This window comes from Mameliella sp. MMSF_3455, assembly GCF_030733205.1.
Classification (GTDB): domain Bacteria; phylum Pseudomonadota; class Alphaproteobacteria; order Rhodobacterales; family Rhodobacteraceae; genus Antarctobacter.
Genome location: NZ_JASHJL010000021.1, coordinates 31,340 through 57,365, shown reverse-complemented (window position 1 = coordinate 57,365; position 26,026 = coordinate 31,340). Strand labels below are relative to the sequence as shown.

Annotated in this window: 27 protein-coding genes; 8 read left to right on the top strand and 19 right to left on the bottom strand. The window is 65.3% G+C overall.

What is annotated here, in order from left to right:
• Positions 1-2: 2 nt before the first annotated feature.
• The 5 genes from RBB42_RS16055 to RBB42_RS16035 form a co-directional block, all read right to left on the bottom strand.
• A complete protein-coding gene (locus tag RBB42_RS16055) occupies positions 3-1,592 on the bottom strand; it encodes an ABC transporter ATP-binding protein (RefSeq protein ID WP_305968867.1) in 1,590 nt (529 codons plus the stop codon).
• Positions 1,589-2,722, bottom strand: a complete 1,134-nt coding sequence (locus RBB42_RS16050) for an ABC transporter permease (RefSeq protein WP_305968922.1) — start codon at positions 2,720-2,722, stop codon at positions 1,589-1,591. Before RBB42_RS16050 ends, RBB42_RS16055 begins: the two co-directional genes overlap by 4 nt.
• A 57-nt stretch (positions 2,723-2,779) precedes the next feature.
• Positions 2,780-3,868 carry a microcin C ABC transporter permease YejB gene (locus RBB42_RS16045; protein ID WP_305968868.1) on the bottom strand — a complete coding sequence of 363 codons (1,089 nt, stop codon included), beginning with the start codon at positions 3,866-3,868 and terminating at the stop codon, positions 2,780-2,782.
• Between the two features lies 1 nt (position 3,869).
• Entirely contained in the window at positions 3,870-5,810 is a 1,941-nt protein-coding gene (locus RBB42_RS16040) for an extracellular solute-binding protein (RefSeq protein ID WP_305968869.1), read from the bottom strand.
• A 224-nt stretch (positions 5,811-6,034) separates the two neighbouring features.
• Complete coding sequence (locus RBB42_RS16035) at positions 6,035-6,547, bottom strand: c-type cytochrome (protein ID WP_305968870.1); 513 nt, start codon at positions 6,545-6,547, stop codon at positions 6,035-6,037.
• Between the two features lie 123 nt (positions 6,548-6,670).
• Between RBB42_RS16035 and RBB42_RS16030 the strand changes: the two genes are divergently transcribed.
• The gene (locus RBB42_RS16030; RefSeq protein WP_305968871.1) at positions 6,671-7,504 is read left to right on the top strand and encodes a prephenate dehydratase; all 834 of its coding nucleotides are present in this window, start codon (positions 6,671-6,673) and stop codon (positions 7,502-7,504) included.
• Between the two features lie 165 nt (positions 7,505-7,669).
• On the opposite strand, the gene RBB42_RS16025 is transcribed toward RBB42_RS16030, so the two are convergent.
• The gene (locus RBB42_RS16025; RefSeq protein WP_305968872.1) at positions 7,670-8,125 is read right to left on the bottom strand and encodes a methylated-DNA--[protein]-cysteine S-methyltransferase; all 456 of its coding nucleotides are present in this window, start codon (positions 8,123-8,125) and stop codon (positions 7,670-7,672) included.
• A 234-nt stretch (positions 8,126-8,359) separates the two neighbouring features.
• Here RBB42_RS16025 and RBB42_RS16020 point away from each other — a divergent pair, with 234 nt between their 5' ends.
• Positions 8,360-9,304, top strand: coding sequence for an NAD(P)-dependent oxidoreductase (locus tag RBB42_RS16020; protein WP_305968873.1), 945 nt, complete (start codon positions 8,360-8,362; stop codon positions 9,302-9,304).
• Here the strand turns inward: RBB42_RS16020 and rfbD are convergent.
• The 3 genes from rfbD to rfbC are packed head-to-tail and all read right to left on the bottom strand — an operon-like array spanning position 9,301 to position 11,797.
• Entirely contained in the window at positions 9,301-10,191 is an 891-nt protein-coding gene (gene rfbD, locus RBB42_RS16015) for a dTDP-4-dehydrorhamnose reductase (RefSeq protein ID WP_305968874.1), read from the bottom strand. The genes RBB42_RS16020 and rfbD overlap by 4 nt on opposite strands.
• Complete coding sequence (gene rfbB, locus RBB42_RS16010; RefSeq protein WP_305968875.1) at positions 10,188-11,231, bottom strand: dTDP-glucose 4,6-dehydratase; 1,044 nt, start codon at positions 11,229-11,231, stop codon at positions 10,188-10,190. The genes rfbD and rfbB overlap by 4 nt, the downstream gene beginning before the upstream one ends.
• Positions 11,228-11,797 (bottom strand): dTDP-4-dehydrorhamnose 3,5-epimerase, encoded by a 570-nt coding sequence (gene rfbC / locus RBB42_RS16005; protein WP_305968876.1) that lies wholly within the window; start codon positions 11,795-11,797, stop codon positions 11,228-11,230. The genes rfbB and rfbC overlap by 4 nt, the downstream gene beginning before the upstream one ends.
• A gap of 161 nt (positions 11,798-11,958) precedes the next feature.
• On the opposite strand from rfbC, the gene rfbA reads away from it, so the two are divergent.
• From rfbA to RBB42_RS15985, 4 genes are all read left to right on the top strand, one after another.
• Entirely contained in the window at positions 11,959-12,834 is an 876-nt protein-coding gene (gene rfbA, locus RBB42_RS16000) for a glucose-1-phosphate thymidylyltransferase RfbA (protein WP_305968877.1), read from the top strand.
• On the top strand, positions 12,831-13,613 hold the full coding sequence (locus RBB42_RS15995; protein ID WP_305968878.1) for an enoyl-CoA hydratase-related protein: 783 nt from the start codon (positions 12,831-12,833) through the stop codon (positions 13,611-13,613). The genes rfbA and RBB42_RS15995 overlap by 4 nt, the downstream gene beginning before the upstream one ends.
• Positions 13,613-14,131: a thioesterase family protein gene (locus RBB42_RS15990; RefSeq protein WP_305968879.1), complete on the top strand. Its 519-nt coding sequence runs from the start codon at positions 13,613-13,615 to the stop codon at positions 14,129-14,131. The genes RBB42_RS15995 and RBB42_RS15990 overlap by 1 nt, the downstream gene beginning before the upstream one ends.
• A gap of 62 nt (positions 14,132-14,193) precedes the next feature.
• Positions 14,194-15,162: an SMP-30/gluconolactonase/LRE family protein gene (locus RBB42_RS15985; RefSeq protein ID WP_305968880.1), complete on the top strand. Its 969-nt coding sequence runs from the start codon at positions 14,194-14,196 to the stop codon at positions 15,160-15,162.
• A gap of 130 nt (positions 15,163-15,292) precedes the next feature.
• Here the strand turns inward: RBB42_RS15985 and RBB42_RS15980 are convergent, their stop codons facing one another.
• From RBB42_RS15980 to RBB42_RS15965, 4 genes are all read right to left on the bottom strand, one after another.
• Positions 15,293-16,279, bottom strand: a complete 987-nt coding sequence (locus RBB42_RS15980; protein WP_305968881.1) for an ABC transporter substrate-binding protein — start codon at positions 16,277-16,279, stop codon at positions 15,293-15,295.
• A 53-nt stretch (positions 16,280-16,332) separates the two neighbouring features.
• Complete coding sequence (locus RBB42_RS15975; RefSeq protein WP_305968882.1) at positions 16,333-17,184, bottom strand: ABC transporter permease; 852 nt, start codon at positions 17,182-17,184, stop codon at positions 16,333-16,335.
• Complete coding sequence (locus RBB42_RS15970; RefSeq protein WP_305968923.1) at positions 17,181-18,101, bottom strand: ABC transporter permease; 921 nt, start codon at positions 18,099-18,101, stop codon at positions 17,181-17,183. The genes RBB42_RS15975 and RBB42_RS15970 overlap by 4 nt, the downstream gene beginning before the upstream one ends.
• Positions 18,102-18,251: 150 nt before the next feature.
• The gene (locus RBB42_RS15965; protein ID WP_305968924.1) at positions 18,252-19,055 is read right to left on the bottom strand and encodes an ABC transporter ATP-binding protein; all 804 of its coding nucleotides are present in this window, start codon (positions 19,053-19,055) and stop codon (positions 18,252-18,254) included.
• A gap of 97 nt (positions 19,056-19,152) precedes the next feature.
• Here RBB42_RS15965 and RBB42_RS15960 point away from each other — a divergent pair, with 97 nt between their 5' ends.
• Entirely contained in the window at positions 19,153-19,551 is a 399-nt protein-coding gene (locus RBB42_RS15960) for a cupin domain-containing protein (RefSeq protein WP_305968883.1), read from the top strand.
• 11 nt (positions 19,552-19,562) lie between these two features.
• Here the strand turns inward: RBB42_RS15960 and RBB42_RS15955 are convergent, their stop codons facing one another.
• The 4 genes from RBB42_RS15955 to RBB42_RS15940 form a co-directional block, all read right to left on the bottom strand.
• A complete protein-coding gene (locus RBB42_RS15955) occupies positions 19,563-19,985 on the bottom strand; it encodes a VOC family protein (protein WP_305968884.1) in 423 nt (140 codons plus the stop codon).
• 107 nt (positions 19,986-20,092) lie between these two features.
• A complete protein-coding gene (hydA, locus tag RBB42_RS15950) occupies positions 20,093-21,550 on the bottom strand; it encodes a dihydropyrimidinase (protein WP_305968885.1) in 1,458 nt (485 codons plus the stop codon).
• A gap of 4 nt (positions 21,551-21,554) precedes the next feature.
• The gene (locus RBB42_RS15945; RefSeq protein ID WP_305968886.1) at positions 21,555-22,139 is read right to left on the bottom strand and encodes a hypothetical protein; all 585 of its coding nucleotides are present in this window, start codon (positions 22,137-22,139) and stop codon (positions 21,555-21,557) included.
• Between the two features lie 34 nt (positions 22,140-22,173).
• Positions 22,174-23,424 (bottom strand): Zn-dependent hydrolase, encoded by a 1,251-nt coding sequence (locus RBB42_RS15940; RefSeq protein ID WP_305968887.1) that lies wholly within the window; start codon positions 23,422-23,424, stop codon positions 22,174-22,176.
• Between the two features lie 148 nt (positions 23,425-23,572).
• Here RBB42_RS15940 and RBB42_RS15935 point away from each other — a divergent pair, with 148 nt between their 5' ends.
• Positions 23,573-24,208 (top strand): TetR family transcriptional regulator C-terminal domain-containing protein, encoded by a 636-nt coding sequence (locus RBB42_RS15935; RefSeq protein WP_371931770.1) that lies wholly within the window; start codon positions 23,573-23,575, stop codon positions 24,206-24,208.
• Here RBB42_RS15935 and RBB42_RS15930 read toward each other — a convergent pair.
• Complete coding sequence (locus RBB42_RS15930) at positions 24,205-24,507, bottom strand: hypothetical protein (protein ID WP_305968889.1); 303 nt, start codon at positions 24,505-24,507, stop codon at positions 24,205-24,207. The two genes, RBB42_RS15935 and RBB42_RS15930, sit on opposite strands and share 4 nt — an antisense overlap.
• A 180-nt stretch (positions 24,508-24,687) precedes the next feature.
• The gene (gene preA, locus RBB42_RS15925) at positions 24,688-25,992 is read right to left on the bottom strand and encodes an NAD-dependent dihydropyrimidine dehydrogenase subunit PreA (RefSeq protein ID WP_305968890.1); all 1,305 of its coding nucleotides are present in this window, start codon (positions 25,990-25,992) and stop codon (positions 24,688-24,690) included.
• Between the last annotated feature and the right edge of the window lie 34 nt (positions 25,993-26,026).

The following is a 26,026-nucleotide window of genomic DNA, read 5'->3' as shown; positions in this document are numbered from 1 at the left end:
GCTCAGGCCGCGTCGAAGGCGGCGGCCAGCAACTCCCGGGTATAGTCCGTCTGCGGCGCGTCAAAGATCGCCTCGGCGGGGCCATATTCCACCACGTCGCCCTGTTTCATCACGATGACCTTGTGGCTCATCGCGCGCACCACCTTCAGGTCATGTGAAATGAACAGGTAAGCCAGGTCGTACTTGCGCTGAAGGTTGCGCAGCAGGTTCACGATCTGCACCTGCACCGTCATGTCCAGCGCCGAGGTCGGCTCGTCCAACACCACCAGCCGGGGTCGCAGCACCATCGCACGGGCAATCGCGATGCGCTGGCGCTGGCCGCCCGAGAACTCGTGCGGGTAGCGGTGCATGGTCATCGGATCCAGGCCGACCTCGGTCATGACCTCGGCCACCAGTTCGCGGTGGGGGCGGCCATCCGGCGCGCCATGCACCTCCAACCCCTCGGCGATGATCTGTTCGCAGGTCATGCGCGGGCTCAGCGACCCGTAGGGATCCTGAAACACGATCTGCATTTCCGAGCGCAGTTTGCGCAGGCGCTTGGTGGACCAGGCGTTCACGTCCTGGCCGCGATAGGTGATCCCGCCTTCGGACTTGATCAGGCGCATGATCGCCAGCGCCAGCGTCGTCTTGCCCGATCCGCTTTCGCCCACGATGCCCACGGTTTCACCCGCACGCACGGCGATGGTCGCGTCGTTGACCGCCTTGACGTAGCCGACGGTGCGTTTCATCAGCCCGCGCTGGATCGGGAACCAGATCTTGAGGTTGTCGGTGCGGGCGATTTCCTCGGCACCCTCGTCCACGGGATCCGGTTTGCCGGTGCTTTCCGCCGACAGCAGCATCTGCGTGTAGGGATGTTTCGGGGCGGCAAAGATCTCGGAGGTCAGGCCCTGTTCGACGATCTCGCCGTCTTTCATCACGCAGACCCGGTCGGCGATGCGCCGCACGATGCCAAGGTCATGGGTGATGAACAGCAGGCTCATATCCTCCTCGGTCTTGAGATTGGCCAGAAGGTCGAGGATCTGCGCCTGGATCGTCACGTCGAGCGCGGTGGTCGGCTCGTCCGCGATCAGCAGTTCCGGCCCGTTGGCCAGCGCCATCGCGATCATGACCCGCTGCCGCTGCCCGCCCGACAGCTGGTGCGGGTAAGAGCCCAGCCGGCTTTCGGGATCGCGGATGCCGACCTTGGTCAACAGTTCGATGATCCGTTCGCGGGCCTTGGCACCGGTAAGTCCCTGGTGCAGTTCCAGGCTCTCGCGGATCTGCTTTTCCAGCGTGTGCAACGGGTTGAGCGATGTCATCGGCTCCTGGAAGATGAAGCTGATGTCATTGCCGCGCACGTCGCGCAGGCGCTTGTCCGCGGCGCCGATCATCTCGGCCCCGTTGTAGAAGACCGAGCCTTCGACGCGCGCGGATTCGCCCAGCAGGGACACGGTCGACAAGGCGGTGACCGACTTGCCCGAGCCGGATTCGCCCACCAGCGCGACCGTCTCGCCTTTCTGGATGTCGAAGGACACGCCCTTGACCGCCGGGATGGTGACGCCGTCCTGGCGGAAGCTGACCTTGAGGTCGCTGACCTGTAGCAATGCGCTCATGAGAAGGTTTTCCTGGGGTCGAATGCGTCGCGGACCCCTTCGAAGATGAAGACCAGCAGCGACAGCATGATCGCGAAGACCGAGAAGGCGGTGAAGGCAAGCCAGGGCGCCTGCAGGTTCTGTTTCGCCTGCAGAGTCATTTCCCCCAGGGACGGCGCCGAAGAGGGCAGGCCGAAGCCGAGGAAGTCGAGCCCCGCCAGCGTCGAGATCGTGCCGGTGACGATGAAGGGCATGAAGGTCAGCGTTGCCACCATCGCGTTGGGCAGCATGTGCCGGAACATGATGGTCCAGTTCGACACCCCCAAAGCCTTGGCCGCACGGACGTATTCCAGGTTGCGCGCGCGCAGGAATTCGGCCCGCACCACGCCTACCAGCGCCGTCCAGCCAAACAGGATGGTGAGAAAGACCAATAGCCAGAAACTTCGCCCGAGGATCGCGAAGAGGATGATGATGATGTAAAGCGACGGCGTCGCCCCCCATATCTCGATCACCCGCTGAAAGATCAGGTCGAGCCAACCGCCGAAATAGCCCTGCAATGCCCCGGCCACGATGCCGATCACAGAGGCGCAGGCGGTGACGATCAGGGTAAAGACGATGGACAGGCGGAAACCGTAGATCACCCGCGCCAGCAGGTCGCGCTTGCCCTTGTCGGTGCCCAGCCAGTTCTGTTCGTTGGGCGGCAGGGGGGCCGCGCCACGCCGGTCCACGGGCGTGTCATAGCTGTAGGGGATCAGCGGCCAGAGGATCGTGCCCTTGTGGAAATTGTCATCCGTCAGCACGCCGGCCTCTGCATCTTCGATCAATCCGTCGGGATCGTCGAAACAGGCGTCCAGCCCGCCGGTGATGATCAGGCAGCGGACCTCGGGGTCGCGATAGGCGGCCTCTGTCCGGAAATCGCCGCCGAACTGGGTTTCGGGGTAGAAGTTGAAGATCGGGGTGAAGGTCTCACCGCGATAGCGCACCATGATCGGCTTGTCGTTGGCGATGAACTCGGCAAAGAGCGACAGGCCAAAAAGGATCACGAAGATCCAGAGCGACCAGAAGGCGCGGCGGTTGCGCTTGAAATTGTTCCAGCGTCGCTGGTTCAGTGGCGACAGCGAAAACAGTCCCTTTTTCGGCTCCGGCGGCATCGTCACCGCCGGGGGGCTGTCGGGGTTCTGATCGGGCTGCGGGTTCGCGACCATGCCTCAGCCCTCCCGTTTTTCAAAGTCGATGCGCGGGTCGACGACCACGTACATCAGGTCCGAGATCAGCCCGACGACAAGCCCGATCATCGAGGTGATGAAGAGCGTGCCGAAGATCACCGGGTAGTCGCGCGCCACCGCCGCCTCGAAGCCGAGCCGGCCGAGGCCGTCGAGCGAAAAGATCGTCTCGATGATGATCGACCCGCCAAAGAAGACGCCGATGAAGACGCCCGGCAGGCCGGCGATGACGATCAGCATGGCGTTGCGGAAGACATGGCCATACAGCACGCGGTCCTCGGACAGGCCCTTGGCCCGGGCGGTCATGACATAGTGTTTCTTGATCTCGTCCAGAAAGCTGTTCTTGGTCAGCAGGGTCAGCGTCGCAAAGGCCGAGATGGTCGAGGCGGTGATCGGCAGGGCGATGTGCCAGAAGTAGTCTGCGACCTTCATGAAGATGTTCAGGTCTTCCCAGTTGTCGGAGACCAGCCCGCGGATCGGGAAGATCTGCCAGTAGGACCCCCCGGCAAAGAGCACCAGCAGCAGGATCGCGAAGAGGAAACCGGGGATCGCATAGGCGACGATGATGATGCTGGATGTCCAGGTGTCGAAACTGGTCCCGTCCCGGACGGCCTTGCGGATGCCCAGCGGGATCGAGATCAGGTAGGCGAGCAGCGTCGACCACAGGCCGAGCGAGATCGAGACCGGCATCTTTTCCACCACCAGGTCGATCACGCTGATCGACCGGAAATAGCTCTCGCCGAAATCGAAGCGGATGTAGTTCCACATCATGTCCAGAAAGCGTTCCAGCGGCGGCTTGTCGAACCCAAATTGCCGTTCCAGATCGGCGATGTATTCCGGTGGCAGGCCCCGCGCGCCGGCATAGGTTTCGTCACCCGGGGTCATGCTGCCGGCATCGGGCGATTCCGAGCCGCCGGCAAAGCCGCCGAACACGTCGCCCTGGCCCTCGATCTGGGCAATGATCTGCTCGATCGGGCCGCCGGGCACGAATTGGACCAGCACGAAGTTGATGATCATGATCCCCAGCAGCGTGGGGATGATTAGCAATATGCGTCGGAGAATGTAGGCTCCCATGTCAGTCCAGCTGACCTTCCGCCTTGAGCGCCGCTTCCTTCTCGGGGTTGACCCACCAGAAGCTCAGGTAACCCAGCCCGTAGGGCGGGATCTGTTCGGGGCGTTCGTACATGTCGTAGTAGGCAACCCAGTGGTCGGCGATATAGCCGGTCGGGATCACGAAGAACTCGTAGCGCAGCGCCCGGTCTAGCGCCATCAGCGCCACGTCGGTATCGGCCTGGCTCTCGGCCTCGAAACTGGCCTCGATGATCGCGTCGACCAGCGGGCTGGCAAGTCCCGCGGGGTTGAAGAGGCTGAATTCGGCCTCTCGCGACCCGTACATCTGCGTCAACCCGCCACCGGTGGACAGGAAGGCGCCATAGCGGGTGGAATAGAGCAGGTCGTAGTCCCGTTCCCGGCGGCGCAGCGTGTACTGCGAGGGGTCGATCCGCTCAAAGCTGGCATCCACGCCGATCTGGACCAGGTTGCGGACAAAGGATTCGTGCATCGCCTCGACCGAGGGTTCGATATTGGTCGGGATCAGCATGTTGACCTGCAGCGTCTCGCCATCCGCGTTGCGCCGGATGCCGTCGTCGCCCACTTCCCAGCCTGCCTCGGACAAGAGCCGCGATGCCGCGCGCAGGTTGCGCCGGTCGGGCAGGCGGGCCGGGTCGGATTCATGCATGATGCGCACCGGCTCTTCCAGAAGGTCAGCGGGTACGATGTCGCCCAGGCTCTTGAGGAACTCCAGTTCGGCGCCTTCGGGCACGTCCTTGGCCTCGACCGGAGTGCCTTCGACGAAAGAGCTGCGCGGCGAGTAAAGCCCGTAGAGCAGCGACTCGTTCGACCATTCAAAGTTATAGGCCAGGGCGATGGCCTCGCGCACGCGCTTGTCCTGCAGCTGCGGCTTGGCCAGGTTGAACACAAAGCCGGTCGGGTTCGGCGGGCTGCCGTCCGGGATTTCCTCCAGCTTGACGACGCCTTCCTCGACCTTGGGGAAATTGTAGGCCGTCGCCCATTGCTTGGGGTCGCCTTCCACCTTGAACGTATAGGTTCCGGCCTTGAACGCCTCGAAAGAGGCGGTCTGGTCGGCGAAATACTCGACCCGGATGCTGTCATAGTTGTAGCGGCCGGTGTTGTAGGGCAGATCCTTGCCCCAGTAATCCGGATCGCGCTCATACACGATGTGGCGGTTCACCTCGTAGGTTGCCAGCTTGTAGGGGCCGGACCCCAGCGCCACCTCCAGTCGCGGTTCGTCGAGGCGGCGGTTTTCCGGGTCGGCCTCGAACCAGGCCTTGGAAAATACCGGGGTCGAGCCCACGGTCTCGATCCGCGACCGCTTGGTCAGCTCGGGGTTGAAGGTGAATTTCACGGTGTAATCGTCCAGCGCCTCGGCACTGGTGACCATGCGGCCGACCGCCTGCGCGTAGGATGGCAGGCCCTGGGTGATGAACAGCTTGTGCGAGTAGACCACGTCCTCGGCGGTGACAGGGGTGCCGTCCCAGAACTTGGCGTCCTCGCGCATGTGAAAGATGACCCAGTCGCGGCTTTCCGGGTATTCGATGCTCTCGCAGAGGATGCAGTAATACTGGCCAACGGAATCCTCGACGGATTCGATCAGCTGGTCGTACATCACCGTGGTCAGGGTGCCGGGGCGGCCCTTGCGCGAATAGGGGTTGAGGCTGTCGAAGGTGCCGGTGGCGCCGATCACCAGTTCGCCGCCCTTGGGCGCGTCGGGGTTGACGAAATCGAAATGGGTGTAGTCCGCCGGGTAGTCGAGATTGCCGAAGTAGGAATAGCCATGCGCGGTGGTGATCTTTTCATCGCCATCCTGCGCCAGCGCGGCCACACCCAGCAAGGCCACCCCGATGGCAAGCGCCCCGGTGGCGACGAACCGAAGGTCCGGCAAGGCGCGGGCCCGGGCCGTGCTGCGGCGGTGTGGTCGTTTGGCCTGGATCGTCATGGTCATCTCCCTGTCAACCGGCGGTTCGGCCCGGTAATCGAGCGCTTTTCCTTGCTAATTCTAAGCTAAGTTTTCCGCGCGACCACATTCAAGACGAGATTACGGAAACGTCAACGCCTCTGGGGTGGTCCACCCCGGTGTCGGCGGGGGGCTGCGCGGCAAATGCGCATGAAAAAAGGCCGCCCGGTCGGGACGGCCCTTTGAATGCTCGCGGTGCGGTCAGATCAGCCGCCGGTCGTTTGCAGGTAGGCGATCAGGTTGACGCGGTCCTCGGCCTTGGGCAGGCCTGCAAAACCCATCGAGGTGCCGGGCGCGTAACCGCGGGGGTCTTCGAGGAAGGCAAAGAGGTTTTCCGGGGTCCAGACGTCGGCCGCCTCGCTCAGGGCGCCCGAGTAGCCGAAACCGGCCGCTGCGCCGACATCACGGCCGACCACACCGTCGAGGTGCGGGCCGACGGCATCCGACCCGTCCAGCTTGTGGCAGGCGCGGCACTTGCCCCAGACGCGCTCGCCCTTGCCGGCGTCCGCCGAGGCCATCAGCGCGGCGAAATCAACCTCTTCCTCTTCGACGGGCTCGGCTTCTTCCACCTGGATCGCGAAACCTGCGGCATGTTCTTCGCCGTGGTGACCGCCACCGGTGTGATACAGGCTCTCCGCAGCCCATTTGCCCATCAGGAAGATCAGCAAGGCGCCGCACAGGCCGCCGACGATCTTGGTAAAGGTCATGGTATCGAACATGGGAAGCCCTGTCTGCTTGGATCTCTGTCGGGCGCGTATCTATTGCTTTCCATCCCCTTGGGCAAGCGGTAGAAGGCGCGACCAATCGCCCGCGTGCAGCGGGATTTGCGACGAGGGCCTCAGATGACACAGCGGATCGCCTTCCAGGGAGAGCTTGGCGCCTATTCCCACCAGGCCTGCACCGAGGCCCGTCCGGGCGCCGAGGTGCTGCCCTGCCGGAATTTCGAGGACGTGATTTCCGCGGTGCGCGAAGGTCGGGCGGACCTGGCCATGCTGCCGGTCGAGAACTCGACCTACGGGCGCGTCGCGGACATCCACCGGCTGTTGCCGGAATCGGGTCTGCGCATCGTTGATGAAGCATTCGTCCGCGTGCACATCAGCCTCATGGCGCTGCCCGGCGTGCAGATCGAGGAGCTGGAACGGGTCCGCGCGCACCTGGTGCTCTTGCCGCAGGCGCAGAGCTTTCTGTCGAAATACGGAATCCGGGGAATCGCCGCGGCGGACAGCGCCGGCGCGGCGGCCGAACTGGCCAAGGCGGAACTGCGCGACGAGGGCGTGCTGGCCTCGGACCTCGCGGCCGAGATCTACGGGTTGCATATCCTGGCCCGCCACATCGAGGACCACGCTCACAATACCACGCGGTTCCTGTTGATGGCGCCCGAGCCCGACATCTCGCGCCGGGGCAGCCACGGCATGATGACCACCTTCATTTTCCAGGTGCGCAACATCCCCGCCGCGCTCTACAAGGCGATGGGCGGTTTCGCGACAAACGGCGTCAACATGACCAAGCTGGAAAGCTACATGGTCAATGGCTCTTTCACGGCGACCCAGTTCTACGCCGACATCGAGGGCCACCCCGAGGACCCCGGCGTCAAGCGTGCGCTCGAAGAGCTGGACTACTTCACCGACATGCTGGAAATCCTGGGCGTCTATCCCCGCGATCCGCGCCGGGACTGATCCGCTACGCTTAGGTGGGCGCTCTCCCGCGCCGGGGGCGATCTGTCCCGGCCGCGTTAATAGGTGCGCCGGTTCGGCAGACGGGATCCATCTGTGGATGACAACGGTTTCTGCGCACAGGCAGGCAGCGGGTCTATTGCTGCGGTGGTGATTGGCCTGCCGCCATCAGATCAGCAATCCGCCCGCGCCCTCGTGGCGCAGCAGCCATACCTTCGTCTCGACCCCGGTGCCGCCGGAAAATCCGCCCAGACCGTCGCGGCCCAGCACGCGGTGACAGGGGATAATCAGCGCAATCGGGTTGCCGCCACAGCCGCGCCCTACCGCCTGCGGCGGCGCGCCAAGTGTGCGGGCGATATCGCCATAGGTCAGGGTGTCGCCAAAGGGGATCGCGGCGATCTGGGCGCAGACCTGTTGCTGAAAGGGGCTTGCCGCCACCCGCAGGGGCAGGTCGAAGGCGGTCAGGCTCCCGTCGAAATAGGCGGCGACCTGGTCCGCCGCGCGCCGCAGAACGGGCGTGTCGTCGCAGGCATCGCTCCGGGTCCAGGTGGCGCGGGTTATGGCGCCGTCTGTCTCGCTGATCTCGAAAGGGCCGGTTGGGGTCTCGACACAGGTCCGGGGCATCAGCCTGACCCCGCCCGCATCATGCGCCCCCGCCGGCCGTGATCCGCGGCGAGGCCGCGCGGGCATTGCCTGCCGGTCTCAAGTCGGGTGGCGGCATGCTGCGACGGGGTTTTGACGGGCCATGTCATGGCGAAAGGCTAGGGGCCGGCGACGCCGCGCACAAGTTTTCTGTCGCAAACGGCGCGGACTGTGCGCAGGGTGTCGTCGCAGGCTGGCTGAAAACAGGAGGTACGGATGCAGACGGGATTCATCGGACTGGGCGCTGTGGGCGCCAAGCTGGCAGGCAACCTGCTGCGCAACGGCGTCGGACTGACGGTCTTCGACCTCGACCCGGCGCGCCTTGCCGGAATGGTCGCAGAGGGCGCCGAGGCGACAGGATCGGCCGCAGAGGTCATGGCGCGCTGCGACGTGGTCATCACCTCCCTGCCCAGTCCCGCGGCCTCGGAGACGGTGCTGGCCGAGATGCTGCCCGAAATGGTGCCGGGCAAGACCTGGGTCGAGATGTCGACCACCGACCCGGCGGTGATCGTGGCCCAGGCGGCCCGGGTGGCCGAAACGGGCGCGGTCGCGATCGAGGCGCCGGTGTCGGGCGGGTGCCACAGGGCGGCGACGGGCAATATCTCGGTCTTTTGCGGCGCCCCGCGCGCCAGTTTCGAGGCGGTCCTGCCGCTGTTGACGATCCTCGGGCGGCAGGTGCTGCACACCGGAGAAGTCGGCACCGCCTCGAAACTCAAGGTCATGACCAATTACCTGGCCACCGCCAACCTGCTGACGCTCTGCGAGGCCCTGGCAACGATGCAGGCTGCGGGGCTGGACATGGCGACGACCTACGAGGCGATCCGCATTTCCTCGGGCAATTCCTTTGTCCACGAGACCGAAAGCCAGCTGATCCTGTCCGGCAGCCGTGACGTGGACTTCGCGCTGGACCTGGTGATGAAGGATGTTGGCCTGTTCCAGGCGCTGGCAGATGAGCATGGCGTACCGCTGGAACTCTCGCCGCAGGTGATCGCGATGATCCGCGACGGCCAGCAGAGGATGGGCGCCCGGGCGCAGTCCGACAGGATGATCGAGAGGCTGGAGGCGGGCACGGGCCTCTCGGTGCGGGCGCCGGGTTTCCCCGAGACGCTGGTGGACGAAGAGCCCCCCCTGCGCGGCGCCGAGGTGGTGGTGCAGCGCTAGGTCTGGCGTATCGCCTGTGCTGAACGACCGGCGCGCGCGGCCTGGAGGTGGCCGAGGTCGCGCAGCACCGCGTCCAGGTCGGCCTGCCAGTCGGGCCGGCTCAGGTGGAAGGCGCGCGCAAGTGCCGTGTTGTCGAGACGCGAATTGAGCGGGCGAGCCGCCGGTGTCGGATATGCGCTGCTGGGAACATCCTTCACTTCGGCCGTCAGTCCCGCCCGGGCAAAGATCGCCCGGGCGAAATCGGCCCAGCTGACATCGGGCCCGCCGGACAGGTGATAGGTGCCCGTCTTTTCCGGCTGCTGGCACAATGCCTCACTCACGGTCAGGCAGGCCCGCGCGATGGCGGCGGCGGAGGTGGGGCCGCCCACTTGGTCGGCGACGATACTCAGCCGGTCCCGTTCCGCCCCCAGCCGCAGCATCGTCCTGACGAAATTGGCGCCATGCGCGGAAAAGACCCATGAAGTCCGCAGGATGGCATGGGGGCCGCCCGCGGCGCGGATGCCGGTTTCGCCGGCCAGTTTCGACCGGCCATAGGCGTTGATCGGCGCCGTCTGATCCCCCGGAGCCCAGGGCAGGCTGCCAGAACCGTCAAAGACGTAATCGGTCGAGATATGGACCAGCGGCGCGCCGATCTCGGCGCAGGCGCGCGCCATCGCGGCGGGGGCCGCGCCATTGATCGTGGTGGCCAGCGGCTCTTCGTCCTCGGCCCGGTCGACCGCCGTGTAGGCGGCGGCGTTGATGACGGTCCGGGGGCGGCGGGCGCGGATCGCCTCGGCGCAGCCGTCAGGATCGGAAAGGTCGGCCTGATCCTGGTCCAGCGCGGTGACATTGCCCAGCCGTTGCAACTCTGTCCCGACCTGTCCGCTCCTGCCGAAGACCAGGATCATGCGCCCACCCCCAGCCGTTCTCCCACGCCGTGCCGGGCCTGCAGGGCACGCCACCAGGGCGCGTTCGCAAGATACCAGTCGACGGTCCTTTCCAACCCTTCGTCCACCGTCACCGAGGGGCGCCAGCCCAGTTCCTCGCGGATGCGCGCCGGGTCGACGGCATAGCGGGCATCATGTCCGGGCCGGTCGGTGACGAAGGTGATGAGGTCGGCATAGGACCCGTTGTCGCGCGGGCGCTTGCGGTCAAGGATCCTACAGAGCGTCTGCACCAGGTCGAGGTTCGTGCGCTCGTTCTCGCCGCCGATGTTGTAGCTGCGGCCCACCGCCCCCTTCTGCACCACCAAGAGCAGCGCCTCGGCGTGGTCTTCGACGAAAAGCCAGTCGCGCACGTTCGATCCGTCCCCGTAGATCGGCAGAGCTTTGCCCGCCAGCGCGTTCAGGATCACCAGCGGGATCAGCTTTTCGGGGAAATGAAAGGGGCCGTAGTTGTTGGAACAGTTCGTCAGAACGACGGGCAGGCCGTAGGTCTCGTGCCAGGCGCGCACCAGGTGGTCGGACCCGGCCTTGGACGCCGAATAGGGCGAACGGGGATCATAGGGGCTGGTCTCGGTAAATTGTCCTTCCGCGCCGAGAGAGCCAAAAACCTCGTCGGTGGAAACATGGTGGAACCGGAACCCCTCGGGCCGGCCCTCGCGGGTCCAGTAGGCGCGGGCGGCCTCCAGCAGGTGAAAGGTGCCCATGACATTGGTGTCGATGAAGGTGCCCGGCCCGTCGATGGAGCGGTCGACATGGCTTTCCGCGGCCAGGTGCATCACCGCGTCCGGGCGATGCTGCGCGAAAATCCGGTCCAGCGCGGTGCGGTCACGGATGTCGGCATGTTCGAAAACATAGCCGGGGTCGTCCGCGACCGAGGCGACGTTGTCGAGACAGGCCGCGTAGGTCAGCGCATCGAGGTTCACCACCTGGTGTCCGTCGGTGATCGCGCGACGCACCACTGCCGAGCCGATGAAACCTGCGCCGCCGGTGATCAGCAGTTTCATGCCCCTTCCTCCCAGGCGAAGGGGCTGGAGATTTCCGCCAACAGTGGCGCCTTGGCGTCCTTCTCGCTCAGGATCGGTGGCCCTTCCAACCCCCAGTCGATGCCGATGGCCGGGTCATCGAAACGTACCGTCCCTTCGCTGTCGGGTGCATAGTAGTCCGAGCATTTGTAGAGCACCTCCGTGTCGGGATCGCGCGTGACGAAGCCGTGCAGAAACCCCTTGGGCACAAGCATTTGCTTGCCGTTTTCCGCGCTCAGTTCGACCCCGATCCAGTTGCCGTAGGTCGGAGACCCCACCCGGATGTCCACCGCCACGTCGAAGAGCCGCCCGCGCCCGCAGCGCACCAGCTTGGCTTGGGCATGGGGCGGGCCCTGGAAATGCAGCCCGCGCAGTGTCCCCGGCTCGGCCGAAAGAGAATGATTGTCCTGCACGAAGTCGATCTCGATGCCGTGTTCGGCCATGCGCTTGCGGTTCCAGCTTTCGCTGAAAAAACCGCGCGCATCGCCAAACCGGCGCGGGGTCAGGATGAGCACACCAGGCAAGGCGGTGGCTTGAACGTCGAGCATTTGGCCCCCATCGGTCGAAATCCGTTGCCTGTTTACCCAAAGGAGGCGGCAACTGTAAGGCGCAAGCGGATTGTCAGGACACTGATTGTTTCCCCTTTTGCCAAACTCTTGACAGAGTAGCGGGGCACTAGGGATGGAACGCAGGGATTTCAGGGGGTCGCATGGCCAGGCGCAAGGGCATCATTCTGGCGGGCGGATCGGGCACGCGGCTGTACCCGATCACGATGGGCATCTCCAAACAGCTGGTGCCGATCTACGACAAGCCGATGATCTTCTACCCGCTGTCGGTGCTGATGCTGACCGGCATCCGAGAGATCTGCATCATCACCACGCCGCAGGACCAGGAGCAGTTCCGCCGCACGCTGGGCGATGGCAGCCAGTGGGGGCTTTCGCTCGACTACGTCGTGCAGCCCTCTCCGGACGGACTGGCACAGGCCTATCTGCTGGCCGAAACCTTTCTGAACGGTGCGCCGTCGGCAATGGTTCTGGGCGACAACATCTTTTTCGGTCACGGGTTGCCGGAACACCTGCGCACCGCCGACGCCCAGCAGACGGGCGGCACGGTGTTCGGCTACCGGGTCGCGGACCCGGAACGCTACGGCGTGGTGGATTTCGGTCCCGATGGCACGGTGAGGTCGATTATCGAGAAACCGACAAGGGCACCATCGCCATATGCTGTCACGGGGCTCTATTTTCTGGATGGCAGCGCGCCGGAACGGGCGCGCGCCGTCACGCCCTCGGCCCGCGGCGAGCTGGAAATCACCTCGCTGCTGGAGACCTACCTGCGTGACGGACTGCTCAACGTGCAGCAGATGGGGCGCGGCTATGCCTGGCTCGACACCGGCACGCATGGCTCGCTGCTGGATGCCGGCAATTTTGTCCGGACGCTGTCGGAACGGCAGGGCCAGCAGGTTGGTTGCCCCGAAGAGATCGCCTATCAACAGGGCTGGATAGATGCAGATGCGCTGATGGAGCGCGCGCGCATGTTCGGAAAATCCGGCTACGGCGCCTATCTGGCGCGACTGGTGGAAACATGAGCGATGTGACGACAGAGCGGCGCGGGCGCGTGCTGCTGGTGACCCTGGACCGGCCCAAGGCCAACGCGATCGACGCCGCCACCAGCATCGCGCTGGGCGAGGCCTTTCGCACCCTGCAAGACGACGACGGCCTCTCCGTGGGCATCGTCACCGGCGGCGGGTCGCGCTTCTTTTCCGCCGGCTGGGATCTCAAGGCCGCCGCCGAAGGCGAGGCGGCGGATGCCTGGCAAGGGGTCGGCGGCTTCGCCGGACTGACCGAATACTGGGACCTGACCAAGCCGGTCATCGCCGCCGTCAACGGGCTGGCGCTGGGGGGCGGGTTCGAACTGGCGCTGGCGGCGGACATGATCGTCGCCGCCGACCACGCCGAGTTTGCCTTGCCAGAGGCGACCATCGGCGTCGTGCCCGACAGCGGTGGCGTGATCCGCCTGCCGCGCCGCCTGCCGCGCGCGGTGGCGATGGAAATGCTGATGACGGGCCGCCGCGCCGCGGCAGAGGATCTGCACCGCTGGGGCGTCGTCAACAGCGTGGTCCCCGCCGAAACCCTGCTTGAGACGGCACTGGAACTGGCAGACCGTGTCGCCGCTTCGGCGCCGCTTTCCCTGCAGGCCATCAAGGAGATCGACCGCGCCACGGACGGATTGGGTGAACGCGCAGCCTTTGACCGCATGCGCGCCGGCGACCTTGGCGCCTACGGGCGCGTCTACGACAGCGAAGACGCCGTCGAGGGCATCGCCTCGGTCTCGGAAAAGCGCGATCCGGTCTGGAAGGGCCGCTGATGCTGGTCACGGAAACCTTCCTGCACGACTGGACCGGGGAAATCGCCGCTCCGCTGACCCTTGTCCGCAATACGGTCAAACCCGACTGGGTGGACGAATACCACCACCTGAACATGGCCCACTACCTGACCATCTGCGACCAGGCGAACTGGGCCTTCTGGAACTGGATCAATGCGCCGGTCCAGACGATCGAGGCCCGCGCCGGCCACGAATACGCCATCGTCGAAAACCACGTCACCTATACCGGTGAACTGGCAGAGGGCGCGGCCTTTTCCATCGAGACCCAGCTGCTGGACGTGGATGCCAAGCGGTTCGTCCTGTTCCACCGGGTTCTGGACGCCGATGGCACCCCAAGCGCCACGAACGAGACCAAGATGCTGGGGTTCAACCTGAACAGCCGCCGCGCCGAAGCCTGGCAGCCGCAGGTCGCCGAAAGGCTGGCGCAGGTGCTGGCGGTGCACCAGCCGCTTGGCAACCCGCCCGAGGCCGGGCAGGGGATCGCGCTGAAGCGCCGGTGAGGCTTTACAATCCGGCTGCCACGCCCGAGGTTCGTCGCGAAGTCAGCAGGAGGAGACGACAGGTGAGCGACAAGGATCTATTCCCGAACGGCTGGGCGCCGACCACGCGCTATCCCGACCCGGCGGTGCAATCGCTCGATCCGGCTTTCGACAAGTACCGTCTGCCGCTGGCCGGGGTCGAACGGCTGGCCACGGGCCTGCGCTGGGCCGAAGGTCCGGTCTGGTTCGGCGATGCCCGCCACCTCCTGTGGAGCGACATCCCCAACAACCGCATCATGCGCTGGACCGAGGAAACCGGCACAGTCAGCGAGTACCGCGCGCCGTCGAATTTCGCCAACGGCCACACGCGCGACCGGCAGGGGCGGCTGATCTCCTGCGAACATGGGCAGCGGCGCATCACCCGAACCGAATACGACGGCTCGATCACGGTCCTGATGGACAGCTTCGAGGGCAAGCGCCTGAACTCGCCCAACGACATCATCGTGAAATCGGACGGCTCGATCTGGTTCTCCGACCCGGTGTTCGGCATCCTGGGGAACTACGAGGGCTACAGGTCCGATCCGGAACTGCCCGAGGCGGTCTACCGGCTGGACCCGGAGACGGGGCAGGCATCGGTCGTTGCCGACGGCATCCTCGGCCCCAACGGTCTGTGCTTTTCACCGGATGAGGGCATCCTCTACATCGTCGAATCGCGCGGCACGCCCAACCGCAAGATCCTGGCCTATGATGTGGCCGCGGATGGGCAGAGCCTGTCCAACCGCCGCGTCCAGATCGACGCCGGGCCGGGCACCCCGGACGGGATGCGCTGCGACGTGGACGGCAACCTGTGGTGCGGCTGGGGCATGGGCGATCCGGGCCTCGACGGCGTCATGGTCTTTGCCCCGGACGGGCGCCCCATCGGGCGCATCGCGCTGCCGGAACGCTGCGCCAATGTCTGTTTCGGCGGGCGGGCCAACAGCCGCCTGTTCATGGCCGCCTCGCAATCGGTCTACGCGCTCTACGTCAACGTCGCCGGCGTCAAGGGGGGGTGAGCGCCGCCCCCTGTTTCTTTGGGCCGAAAATACCTCCGGGGGTTTGGGGGCCGCGCCCCCAGCAACCCTAAAAAGTGAAAAGCCGCGTTTCCGCGGCTTTTCTCAATTCTCCAACTCCAGGGGCCGGGGCTCAGTCCAGCGCCGCGTCGGTGACCACATGGGTCCAGGCGCCTTCCGGCTCCTTGGTGATCACCGGGTCCGACCCGCCGGCCAGCAGCGTGTCCACGGTCCGCTGATAATCTGCCGGGTCCAGCGCGCCGTTCGAACCCGCCGTCAGCTTGGCGACCTCGCCCATCATGCGGATCTGGTGGCCCTCGGTCTGGGCGCCGGTCTCGTCATAGTCCAGCACGATCATCGCCGCGTCCTCGGGGTTCTCCTCGGCCCATTTCCAGCCTTTCATCGAGGCGGCCACGAAACGCGCCATCTTGTCCACGTACTCGGGATCTTCGAGGTTCTCCTCAAGGACGTAGAGCCCGTCCTCCAGCATCGCGACGCCCTGGTCCTCGTACTTGAAGGTGATCAGTTCTTCGGGCGACACGCCCGCGTCGATCACCTGCCAGTACTCGTTGTAGGTCATGGTGCTGATGCAATCCGCTTGGCGCTGCAGCAGCGGATCGACGTTGAAGCCCTGCTTCAGCACCTCGACCGACCCTTCGGCCTTGCCGTCGGTGGCGATGTCCAGCTGGCTCATCCAGGCGAGGAAGGGGAACTCGTTGCCGAAGAACCAGACGCCCAGCGTACGGTTGTCCAGGTCGGCGGGTTCCGAGATCCCGGCATCCTTCCAGCAGGTCAGCATCATGCCCGAGGACTTGAAGGGCTGCGCGATATTGACCAGCGGCAGGCCGTTCTCGCGCGCCGAGAGCGCCGCCGGCATCCATTCCACGATCACGTCGGCGCCGCCGCCCGCGATCACCTGCGTCGGCGCGATGTCCGGCCCGCCGGGCAGGATCGTCACGTCCAGGTCGGCCTCGTCGTAATAGCCGTTTTCCAGCGCCACGTAATAGCCCGCGAACTGCGCCTGCGTGACCCATTTGAGCTGTAGCGTGACCTCGTCCGCCGCCAGCGCGGGGCTGGCCAGCCCCAGGGCCGCAACGGCGGCGATCCATGTCTGTTTCATCTTCAGTACCTCCTTGGTGCCTAGTGTCGTGTGGCCGGTTTTGTCCGGTCCGGTTATCGGCCGCCCCGGTGCGAGGCGTGCCAGAATGTCATGCGGCGTTCGGCCAGGGCCACGAGCCCGTAGAACAGCGTCCCCGAGAGCGCCGACACGAGGATGGCCGACCAGACCATGCCAAGGTCAAGCTGGCCGATGCTGGTCGAGATGCGAAAGCCCAGCCCCAGCGTCGGGCTGCCGAAGAACTCGGCAACGATGGCCCCGATCAGCGCCAGCGTCGAGCAGATCTTGAGCCCGTTGAAGACAAAGGGCAGGGCAGCGGGCAGGCGCAGCGTCCACAGCGTCTGCCCCCAGGTCGCGGCATAGGTCCGCATCAGGTCGCGCTGCATCGAGGTGGTCTCGGACAGGCCGGCAACCGTGTTCACGAGCATCGGGAAATAGACCATCAGAACGACCACGGCCGCCTTGGACTGCCAGCCAAAGCCGAACCACATCACAAGGATCGGCGCCGTGCCGACGATGGGCAGGGCCGCCATGAAGTTGCCCAGCGGCAAGAGCCCCCGGCGCAGGTAGTCCGAACGATCCACCAGCAACGCGGTCAGAAAGGCCGCGCCGCAGCCGATGATGTATCCCGACAGGGCGCCTTTCAGGATCGTCTGCACGAAATCGCCCCAGAGAAGGCCGAGGTTCTCGGCAAAACTGGCCGCGATCAGCGAGGGCGGCGGCAGGATCACGGTCGAGACCTGCATGCCCCGCACGATCAGCTCCCACATGCCCAGGATGGTCAGGCCAAAGATCAACGGCACCGCAAGGCGCACCGCGCCCGTGTCCCGTGCCGGCCCGTTCGCCAGCATCACGTTCAACCCGAAACCCACGGCCCAGAGCACAAGTGCGAAAATCACCAAGGTCATGGCATCATCCCCATCCGGCGCAGTGTGCGCCGTTCGATCGCGCCGATGGCCCAGACCAGCAGGGCCGCAAGCGCCGCCGCCACCAAGAGCGCGGCCCAGATCTGCGACGTCTGTCCGTAGTAGCTGCCCGCCAGCATCCGCGCGCCAAGCCCGCCTTTCTGCACTGGCAGTTCCCCGACGATGGCACCCACAAGGCTCGCCGCTATGGCGATCTTGAGCGAGGCAAAGAGATAGGGGATCGACGAGGGCAGGCGCAGTTTCGTCAGCACAGAAGAGGTCGGCGCGTTATAGGTGCGCATCAGGTCCATCTGCATGGCGTCCGGGCTGCGCAGCCCCTTCACCATGCCCACGACCACCGGGAAGAAGGAGAGATAGGCCGAGATCACCGCCTTGGGGATCAGCCCCTGCACCCCGATGGAATAGAGCACCACGATGATCATCGGCGCCAGCGCCACGATCGGGATGGTCTGGCTGACGATGGCCCAGGGCATGACGCTCATGTCCATGACGCGGCTATGCACGATCCCCACCGCCAGGCCCACGCCCAGCAGGGCGCCGATCAGGAACCCCAGGAAAGTGGCGTTCAGCGTCACCAGCGCGTGGTAGATCAGGCTGCGGTTCGACAGCGTCCCCGACCGCATGATCCCGCGCCGCCCGTTCAGCTCTTCGTCGATGGTCGAGTCGTACAGTTCCACCAGCACCTGGTGCGGCGCGGGCAGTTTCGGACGGTCCGAGCTCCAGCTTTGCCCGAGCGCATGGGTGTTGCGAAAGACCAGCGCCCAGTTGCCCATGTCGCGCCGGTCCACCGCGGAGGGTGGAGAGACCTCGACGCCGGCGCGCTCCGCCGCTGTCAGCACTTCCTTGACGTTCATCGGCACGACGGCGACGTACCAGATCGCCAGAAGGGCCAGCACCATGCCCAGCACCGGCGGCAGACGCAGCCAGCGGGGCCAGCCTCCTGCGCTGGTTCCGGCCTTCGGATCGCTTGCCTCAGCCATGCGTTCCCTCCCGGCACGGGGCGTGGTGGTCCCGGCTCAGGTCCGGGGCGGGGATGCGCCGCGTGACACTCATTCCTCGTACCCCGCGCGCAGCCCCTCGCGCACGCGATGCGCGATCTCGATGAATTCCGGCGTGTCGCGGATGTCCAGCGGGCGTTCCTTGGGCAGGGGGCTTTCGATCACGTCGGTGATCCGGCCCGGGCGCGGGCTCATCACCACGATATGCGTCGACAGGTAGACCGCCTCGGGGATCGAGTGGGTCACGAAGCCGATGGTCTTTTCGGTCTTGTCCCAGAGCTTCAGCAGTTCCTCGTTCAGCCGGTCGCGCACGATCTCATCGAGGGCGCCAAAGGGTTCGTCCATCAGGAGGATGTCCGCGTCAAAGGCCAGCGCCCTTGCAATGGACGCACGTTGCTGCATCCCTCCGGACAGTTGCCAGGGGAATTTCTTTTCAAAACCCGACAACTCCACAAGCTCCAGCACCCGCGCCACGCGCTCGGCCTGTTCGGCCCTGGAATAGCCCATGATCTCCAGCGGCAGCGCCACGTTGCGCCCGATGGTGCGCCAGGGGTACAGGCCCGCCGCCTGGAAGACATATCCATAGGCCCGCGCCCGGCGCGCCTCGTCCGGGGTCATGGCGTTCACCGTCAGGCTGCCGCCGGTGGGATGTTCCAGCGCCGCGATGCAACGCAGGAAGGTCGTCTTGCCACAGCCCGAGGGGCCGATGAAGCTGACGAAACTGCCCTTTGCGATGTCCAGGCTGACGTCCTTCAGTGCATGCACCGGCCCGTCATTCGTCTGAAAGGTCAGGTCGAGGTGGTCGGCCCGGATGACGGGCGCGGCGGTGGCGGTTCCCGCCTCCGGCCAGTTCATGATTTCTTCATCGCTCAACACGCGTGATCCTTGTTTGGCGAAGCGGCAGGGCCGCTGTAGGCTGGACTTTCAGGATGTTGGATACCGGGGCTCTACCATGACCGACTGCAAAAAGCTGCGCCCGGGGGGCACATATGACGGCAAGCAGGGCTTTTCCTATTTCGAGGGTATCGCGAAAGAGACCGTCGGCGCGCAGGGGCTTTGCATGCACCTGCTGACCGTTCCGCCGGGCGGACGGGCCAGGGCGCATAAACATGCGACCCATGAAACCGCGATCTACGTCATTTCCGGCAGGGCGAAAATGTACTGGGGCGAGCGGCTGGAACATTGCATGGAGACGGGGCCGGGCGACATGATCTACATACCGGCGGACATGCCGCATCTGCCCCTGAATGACGGCGACGAACCCGCCGTCGCGGTGATCGCCCGCACCGACCCTCATGAACAGGAATCCGTGGTCCTGCTGCCCGAACTGGAGGCATTGGTTCCGGCCTGACGCGGTCACGTTCATTCCGGCATCTCCCAAAGCGCCGGGTCGGCGAATTCCACGCTGTTGCCCGCCGGATCGCGGACATAGACGGATCGCGGCCCATGCGGCCAGTTGAAATCACTCTCGATGGCGATGCCGCTTTCCGTCAACAGCGACACCATCGCGTCAAGCTCTGCCGCCGGTACGGCGAAACACAAGTGCCCCGGCCCCCGCGCCCCATGCGGCGGCACGGGCAGGGCGTCCGGTTTCGGCGGTTCCTCGGTGGCCTCGGCGATGAAGGCCAGCACGACCGAGCTGCCGCAGCGAAAGAAGACGTGCCGCCCCTCGACCCGGATGATCTTTTCCAGTCCCAGGATGCCGCCGTAGAACCCCTCGGCGGCGTCGAGGTCATCGACATAGATGGCGGCTTCGAGGACGCCGGAGAGGGTAGGGGCGGTCATGGCGCCCCCGTTGCGTCACGCTCCGGGCGCCGCGCCGCCAGGCGCTTCGAAGGCGCCGTGACACCCGTGCGAACGGGTGTCGCCCCTGTTCCGCCTCGCACCAAGCCTTACACCCCGCTCGCCGGGATGCCCGTGCGTTTCACCGGGCGCGGCGCGGTCAGTTCCTTCCACTTCGACAGGGCCTTGTTGGTCGGCGTGCCCGGTGTCCGCTTGACGAACTCACCATGCCCCTCGCGCGACCGCAGCTCGCCGTCGTGCACCGCCACATGGCCCCGCGTCAGGGTGAACCGCGGCAGGCCCTTGACCGCCTTACCCTCGAAGACGTTGTAATCGATCGAAGACACCTGGCTGGCGGCACTGATGGTCTTTTCCTTCTCCGGGTCCCAGACCACGATATCCGCGTCCGACCCGACCCGGATCGCCCCCTTGCGCGGGTAGCAGTTCAGGATCTTGGCGATATTGGTCGAGGTCATGGCGACGAATTCCTCGGGGGTCAGCCGCCCGGTGCCCACCCCATGCGTCCAGAGCATCGGCATCCGGTCCTCAAGTCCGCCGGTGCCATTGGGGATCTTGGTGAAATCTCCCACGCCATAGCGTTTCTGATCGGTGGTGAAGGCGCAGTGATCCGTCGCCACGACCGAGAGAGAGCCGGACATCAGCCCGTTCCACAGGCTTTCCTGGTGCTTCTTGTTGCGGAAGGGGGGCGACATGACGCGCCGCGCCGCATGGTCCCAGTCCTTGTTGAAATACTCGCTTTCGTCCAGCGTCAGGTGCTGGATCAGCGGCTCGCCCCAGACGCGCTTGCCCTGCTGGCGCGCGCGCCGGATCGCCTCATGTGCCTCTTCGCAGGAGACATGCACGATATACAGGGGAACGCCCGCCATGTCGGCGATCATGATCGCGCGGTTGGCGGCCTCACCCTCGACCTGCGGCGGGCGCGAATAGGCGTGCGCCTCCGGCCCGGTGTTGCCCTCGGCAAGCAGCTTTTGCGACAGGTCCGCCACCACGTCGCCGTTCTCGGCATGGACAAGCGCGATCCCGCCCAGCTCGCCGACACGCTGGAAGCTGGCGAACATCTCGTCGTCCTGCACCATCAGCGCGCCCTTGTAGGCCATGAAGTGCTTGAAGGTGGTGATGCCGCGATCCTCGACCACCGTCTTCATCTCGTTGAAGATCTGTTCCCCCCACCAGGTCACCGCCATGTGGTAGGAATAGTCGCAATGGGCGCGACCGGCCTTGTTGTCCCACATCTGCAACGCATCCAGCAGACCCTGACCATCGGGAGAGGGCAGGGCGAAATCCACCACCATCGTCGTCCCGCCCGCCAGCGCCGCGCGGGTGCCGCTGTCGAAATCGTCCGAGGAATAGGTGCCCATGAAGGGCATCTCGAGGTGCGTATGCGGGTCGATCCCGCCCGGCATGACGTAACAGCCGGTGGCGTCGAGTTCCTCGTCGCCCTTCAGGTTCTCGCCGATCTCGGTGATGATGCCGTTCTCGACCAGCACGTCGCCCTTGTAGCTGAGATCCGCCGTGACGATGGTGCCGTTCTTGATGACTGTGGTCATTGGCTCAACTCCCCTTGCAGTCTTGAAACATTATGGTTGCAGTCGGGTTGTCCCCGGCGATCGATGCGTGAGTCACCAATACACTGCACTCTTGTCCGTCCGTTAGTGTCCAGGTTCCGGCTTGGCCCTGTGGAAGAGACTTCATCTGGGTCCCCAGCGTGGTGTCGATCCGGTTCTGGTTTACGACGACAAAGATCGCCGTCACACCAGTTTCGCAGTTCACCCTGACGTTGTCTTGCGGCGTTACGGTGTCGGCCTTGCCGTTCGGCAGGCAACCGGCATCGTCCACAAGGACCAGGTCGAATGGCAAAAGCCTGTCGATCTCGTCGTAGTCCCGTGCCGCGACAGCCGCGGAGAGGGAATCCAGCCTTTCCCGCGTGTCCTCGGTGTAGAGGGCCGTGACCGTCGGATCCACGATCACCTGGTTCAGCTTGCTCAGTGCATCTTCGGCAGAGGAAAGCCGGGCGCGACCGTCTACGACGCCTTCTTCGTAGCGGGCGCTGCCTGTCATGGCCTGACCCAATGCAAAACCCGCGGCAAGGCACCCGATCGCGGACGCAATGTTGCCGAAGGTCAGCAGCCGGGACATGACGCAACCTCTGTCGGGGTCTGCACCGCAGCTGTCACTCCACGATCTCCGCCGTCTCGACCACCGCGTGGAACAGCACGTCCGCCCCGGCCTTGGCCCAGTCCTTGCTGATCTCCTCGGCCTCGTTGTGTGACAGCCCGTCGACGCAGGGGCACATCACCATGGCCGTCGGCGCCACCCGGTTGATCCAGCAGGCGTCATGCCCGGCGCCGGAGATGATGTTCATATGGCTGTACCCCAGCCGCTCCGCCGCGCCCCGGATCGCCGAGACACAGCCCTCGTCAAAGGCCACCGGGTCGAACCCGCCGACCTTCTCGAACGCCACCTCAAGGCCCATGTGCTTGCAGATTTCCTCTGCCGCCGCTTTCAGCCGCGCCTCCATGTCCTTGATCACCGCCAGTTCGGGCGAGCGGAAATCGACGGTGAAGACCGCCTTGCCCGGGATCACGTTGCGCGAGTTCGGGTAGACGTCGATATGGCCCGCCGCGCCCACCGCGTGCGGCGCATGGCTCAGCGCGATTTCCTCGACCTTTTCCAGAATGCGCGCCATGGCAAGGCCCGCGTTCTTGCGCATCGGCATCGGGGTCGAGCCGGTGTGCGCGTCCTTGCCCGTCACCGTCACCTGCGTCCACGACAGACCCTGGCCATGGGTGACAACGCCCACGTCGATGCCCTCGGCCTCGAGGATCGGCCCCTGTTCGATGTGCAGCTCAAAGAAGGCATGCATCTTGCGCGCGCCCACTTCCTCGTCGCCTTTCCAGCCGATCCGCACAAGCTCGTCGCCAAAGGACTTGCCCTCGGCATCCTCGCGCGCATAGGCCCAGTCCTGCTCATGCACCCCGGCAAAGACGCCCGAGGACAGCATGGCCGGCGCAAAGCGCGTGCCTTCCTCGTTGGTCCAGTTGGTCACGACGATCGGGTGTTTGGTCTTGATGTCCAGGTCGTTCAGGGTCCGGATCAGTTCCAGCCCGCCCAGCACGCCCAGCACGCCGTCGTACTTGCCGCCCGTCGGCTGGGTGTCGAGGTGAGAGCCCACATAGACCGGCAGCGCGTCCGGGTCGGTCCCCTCGCGCCGGGCGAACATGTTGCCCATCGTGTCCAGCCCCATCGTGCAGCCGGCCTCCTCGCACCAGCGCTGGAACAGGGCGCGCCCCTCGGCATCCGCGTCGGTCAGGGTCTGGCGGTTGTTGCCGCCCGCGACGCCGGGGCCGATCTTGGCCATCTCCATCAGGCTGTCCCACAGCCGGTCGGCATTGATGGTCATGTTTGCAGCAGGTGCGGCCATGTCGTATCTCCCGTGAAATTCCCCGTCTCTCGCGGGTGTTCCGATTTGACCAACCGGTCAAATCAACGCTACCAGAGGGATGGAGTCAGTCAAGCGTCCTGCCGTCAAATCCGGCAGATGCTGGTAAAAAGGGCAGGGGCGCGTGGCCATGATCGGAAAATCGGCATCGGGGAAAAACGGAAAGGCCGTGCCTCAGACACGCATCCAGAAGGCCAAGCGCGAGGCGATCCTCGAGGCCGGTCTGACGGTCTTTTCCGAGGCCGGGTTCCGCGGCGCCACGCTGGATCGAATCGCCAGCGAGGCGGGCCTGTCGAAACCCAACCTGCTTTATTACTACCCTTCCAAGGAGGCGATCTACGAGGCGCTCCTGCGCGGGCTGCTGGAAACCTGGCTGGACCCGTTGCAGGCCATCGACCCAAAGGGAGAGCCGGTCGAGGAACTGCTTGGCTACGTCCGCCGGAAATTGCAGATGTCGCGGGATTTTCCCCGCGAAAGTCGGCTCTTCGCCAACGAGATCGTGCAGGGCGCGCCGCGCATCATGCCCGTGCTCGAGGGCGAGTTGCGGGGCATGGTCGACAATCTGTCGACGGTGATCGACGGCTGGATCGCCGAGGGACGGCTGGCGCCGGTCGACCCGCGCCACCTGATGTTCTCTGTCTGGTCGCTGACCCAGCATTACGCGGATTTCGACGTGCAGGTGCGCGCCGTGCTGAACGCGGATGATCCCTTTCCGGGGGCCGAAACGCATCTCGACGTGCTGTTCCGGCGCCTGCTGACGCCCTAGCGGTCGTCGCGCTCGGGTCTGCGGCGCGCCCAGGTCAGGTAGCGGTCCGTCAGCTGGTGTTCGCAGACCTTGAACACCAGCCAGCAGAACAGCGACAGCGCCCCCCAGACCGCCAGTTCGGCCACCTGCCACAGCGCCCCGTGGCGGATCGCCTCCCAGCCGAATTTCTTGAGAAAGGCGAGGCTGGCCATGGCCTGTGAAAACAGGTTCACGGTCACGAAGGCAAAGGTCACTGCCGCCCCGCCGGCCAGCAGGAACACGGCAAAACCCGGCCAGCGGGTGAGATTGAACAGCGCCATGATCCGCCTCCCACCGCGCAGAATGGCAAGCCGCGTGGCGCCGGGCAAGCCCCCGGCGCGACCGGCCCCCGGATGTGCAAAGCGCCGGAACGGCCATCCCGCTCCGGCGCTTCCCTTGCTTCCTTGTCACATGCCCCGACGGGGCCGTGCCGCAGGCGATGGGGCACGGCCCCTCCCGCGTCACTCCGCGGCTTTGGCCATCGGGTTGTTCGGATGCGTGGTCCAGTTGGCATAGTCGTCCGACACGGTCTTGCCGGTGCGCGGGTCGGTGCTGCCGGCCTCCATCCGTTCCATCGTGATGCAATCCTCGACGGGGCAGACGTCGATGCAAAGGTTGCAGGCCACGCATTCCGCGTCGTTGACCTCGAAGACCCGGCCTTCCTTCATCCAGATCGCCTGGTGGCTGGTGTCCTCGCAGGCGGCATAGCAGCGGCCGCACTTGATGCAGGCGTCCTGGTCGATCTTGGCCTTGGTGACGTAGTTCAGGTTCAGGTACTGCCAGTCGGTGACATTGGGCACCGCCTTGCCGATGAATTCGGAGGTCGAGCGATAGCCCTTCTCGTCCATCCACTGGCTCAGCCCGCGCTTCATCTCCTCGACGATCTTGAAGCCATAGGTCATCGCCGCCGTGCAGACCTGCACGTTGCCGCAGCCCAGCACCATGAACTCGGCCGCGTCGCGCCAGGTCGTCACGCCGCCGATGCCGCTGATCGGCAGGCCGTGGGTGTCGGCGTTGCGGGCGATCTCCGAGACCATCGACAGGGCGATGGGTTTGACTGCCGGGCCGCAATAGCCGCCGTGGCTGCCCTTGCCGTCGATGGTCGGTTCGGGCGCGAAATTGTCGAGATCGACCGAGGTGATCGAATTGATCGTGTTGATCAGGCTCACCGCATCGGCGCCGCCGTTCTTCGCCGCCGTGGCGGGTTTGCGGATGTCGGTGATATTGGGCGTCAGCTTCACGATCACCGGCTTGTCGTAATACTGCTTGCACCAGCGGGTGACCATCTCGATGTATTCCGGCACCTGGCCCACGGCGCTGCCCATGCCGCGTTCGGACATGCCGTGCGGACAGCCAAAGTTCAGCTCGATCCCGTCACAGCCGGTCTCCGCCACGCGCGGCAGGATCGCCTTCCAGCTGGCCTCGTCGCAGGGCACCATGATCGAGGCGATCAGCGCGCGATCGGGGTAGTCCGCCTTGACCCGCGCCATTTCTTCGAGATTGGTTTCCAGGGGCCGGTCGGTGATCAACTCGATGTTGTTGATGCCCAGCACGCGCCGGTCGGCGCCGTGAATCACGCCATAGCGCGGCCCGTTCACGTTGACCACGGGCGGTCCTTCGGCGCCCAGGGTCTTCCAGACGACACCGCCCCAGCCCGCCTCAAAGGCGCGGCGGACGTTGTATTCCTTGTCGGTCGGCGGCGCCGAGGCCAGCCAGAAGGGGTTGGGCGAGGTGATGCCCAGGAAGTCGGTTGTCAGATCAGCCATGTCTCGTCTCCCGTTGGGGGTGAGGCGTCGGGCG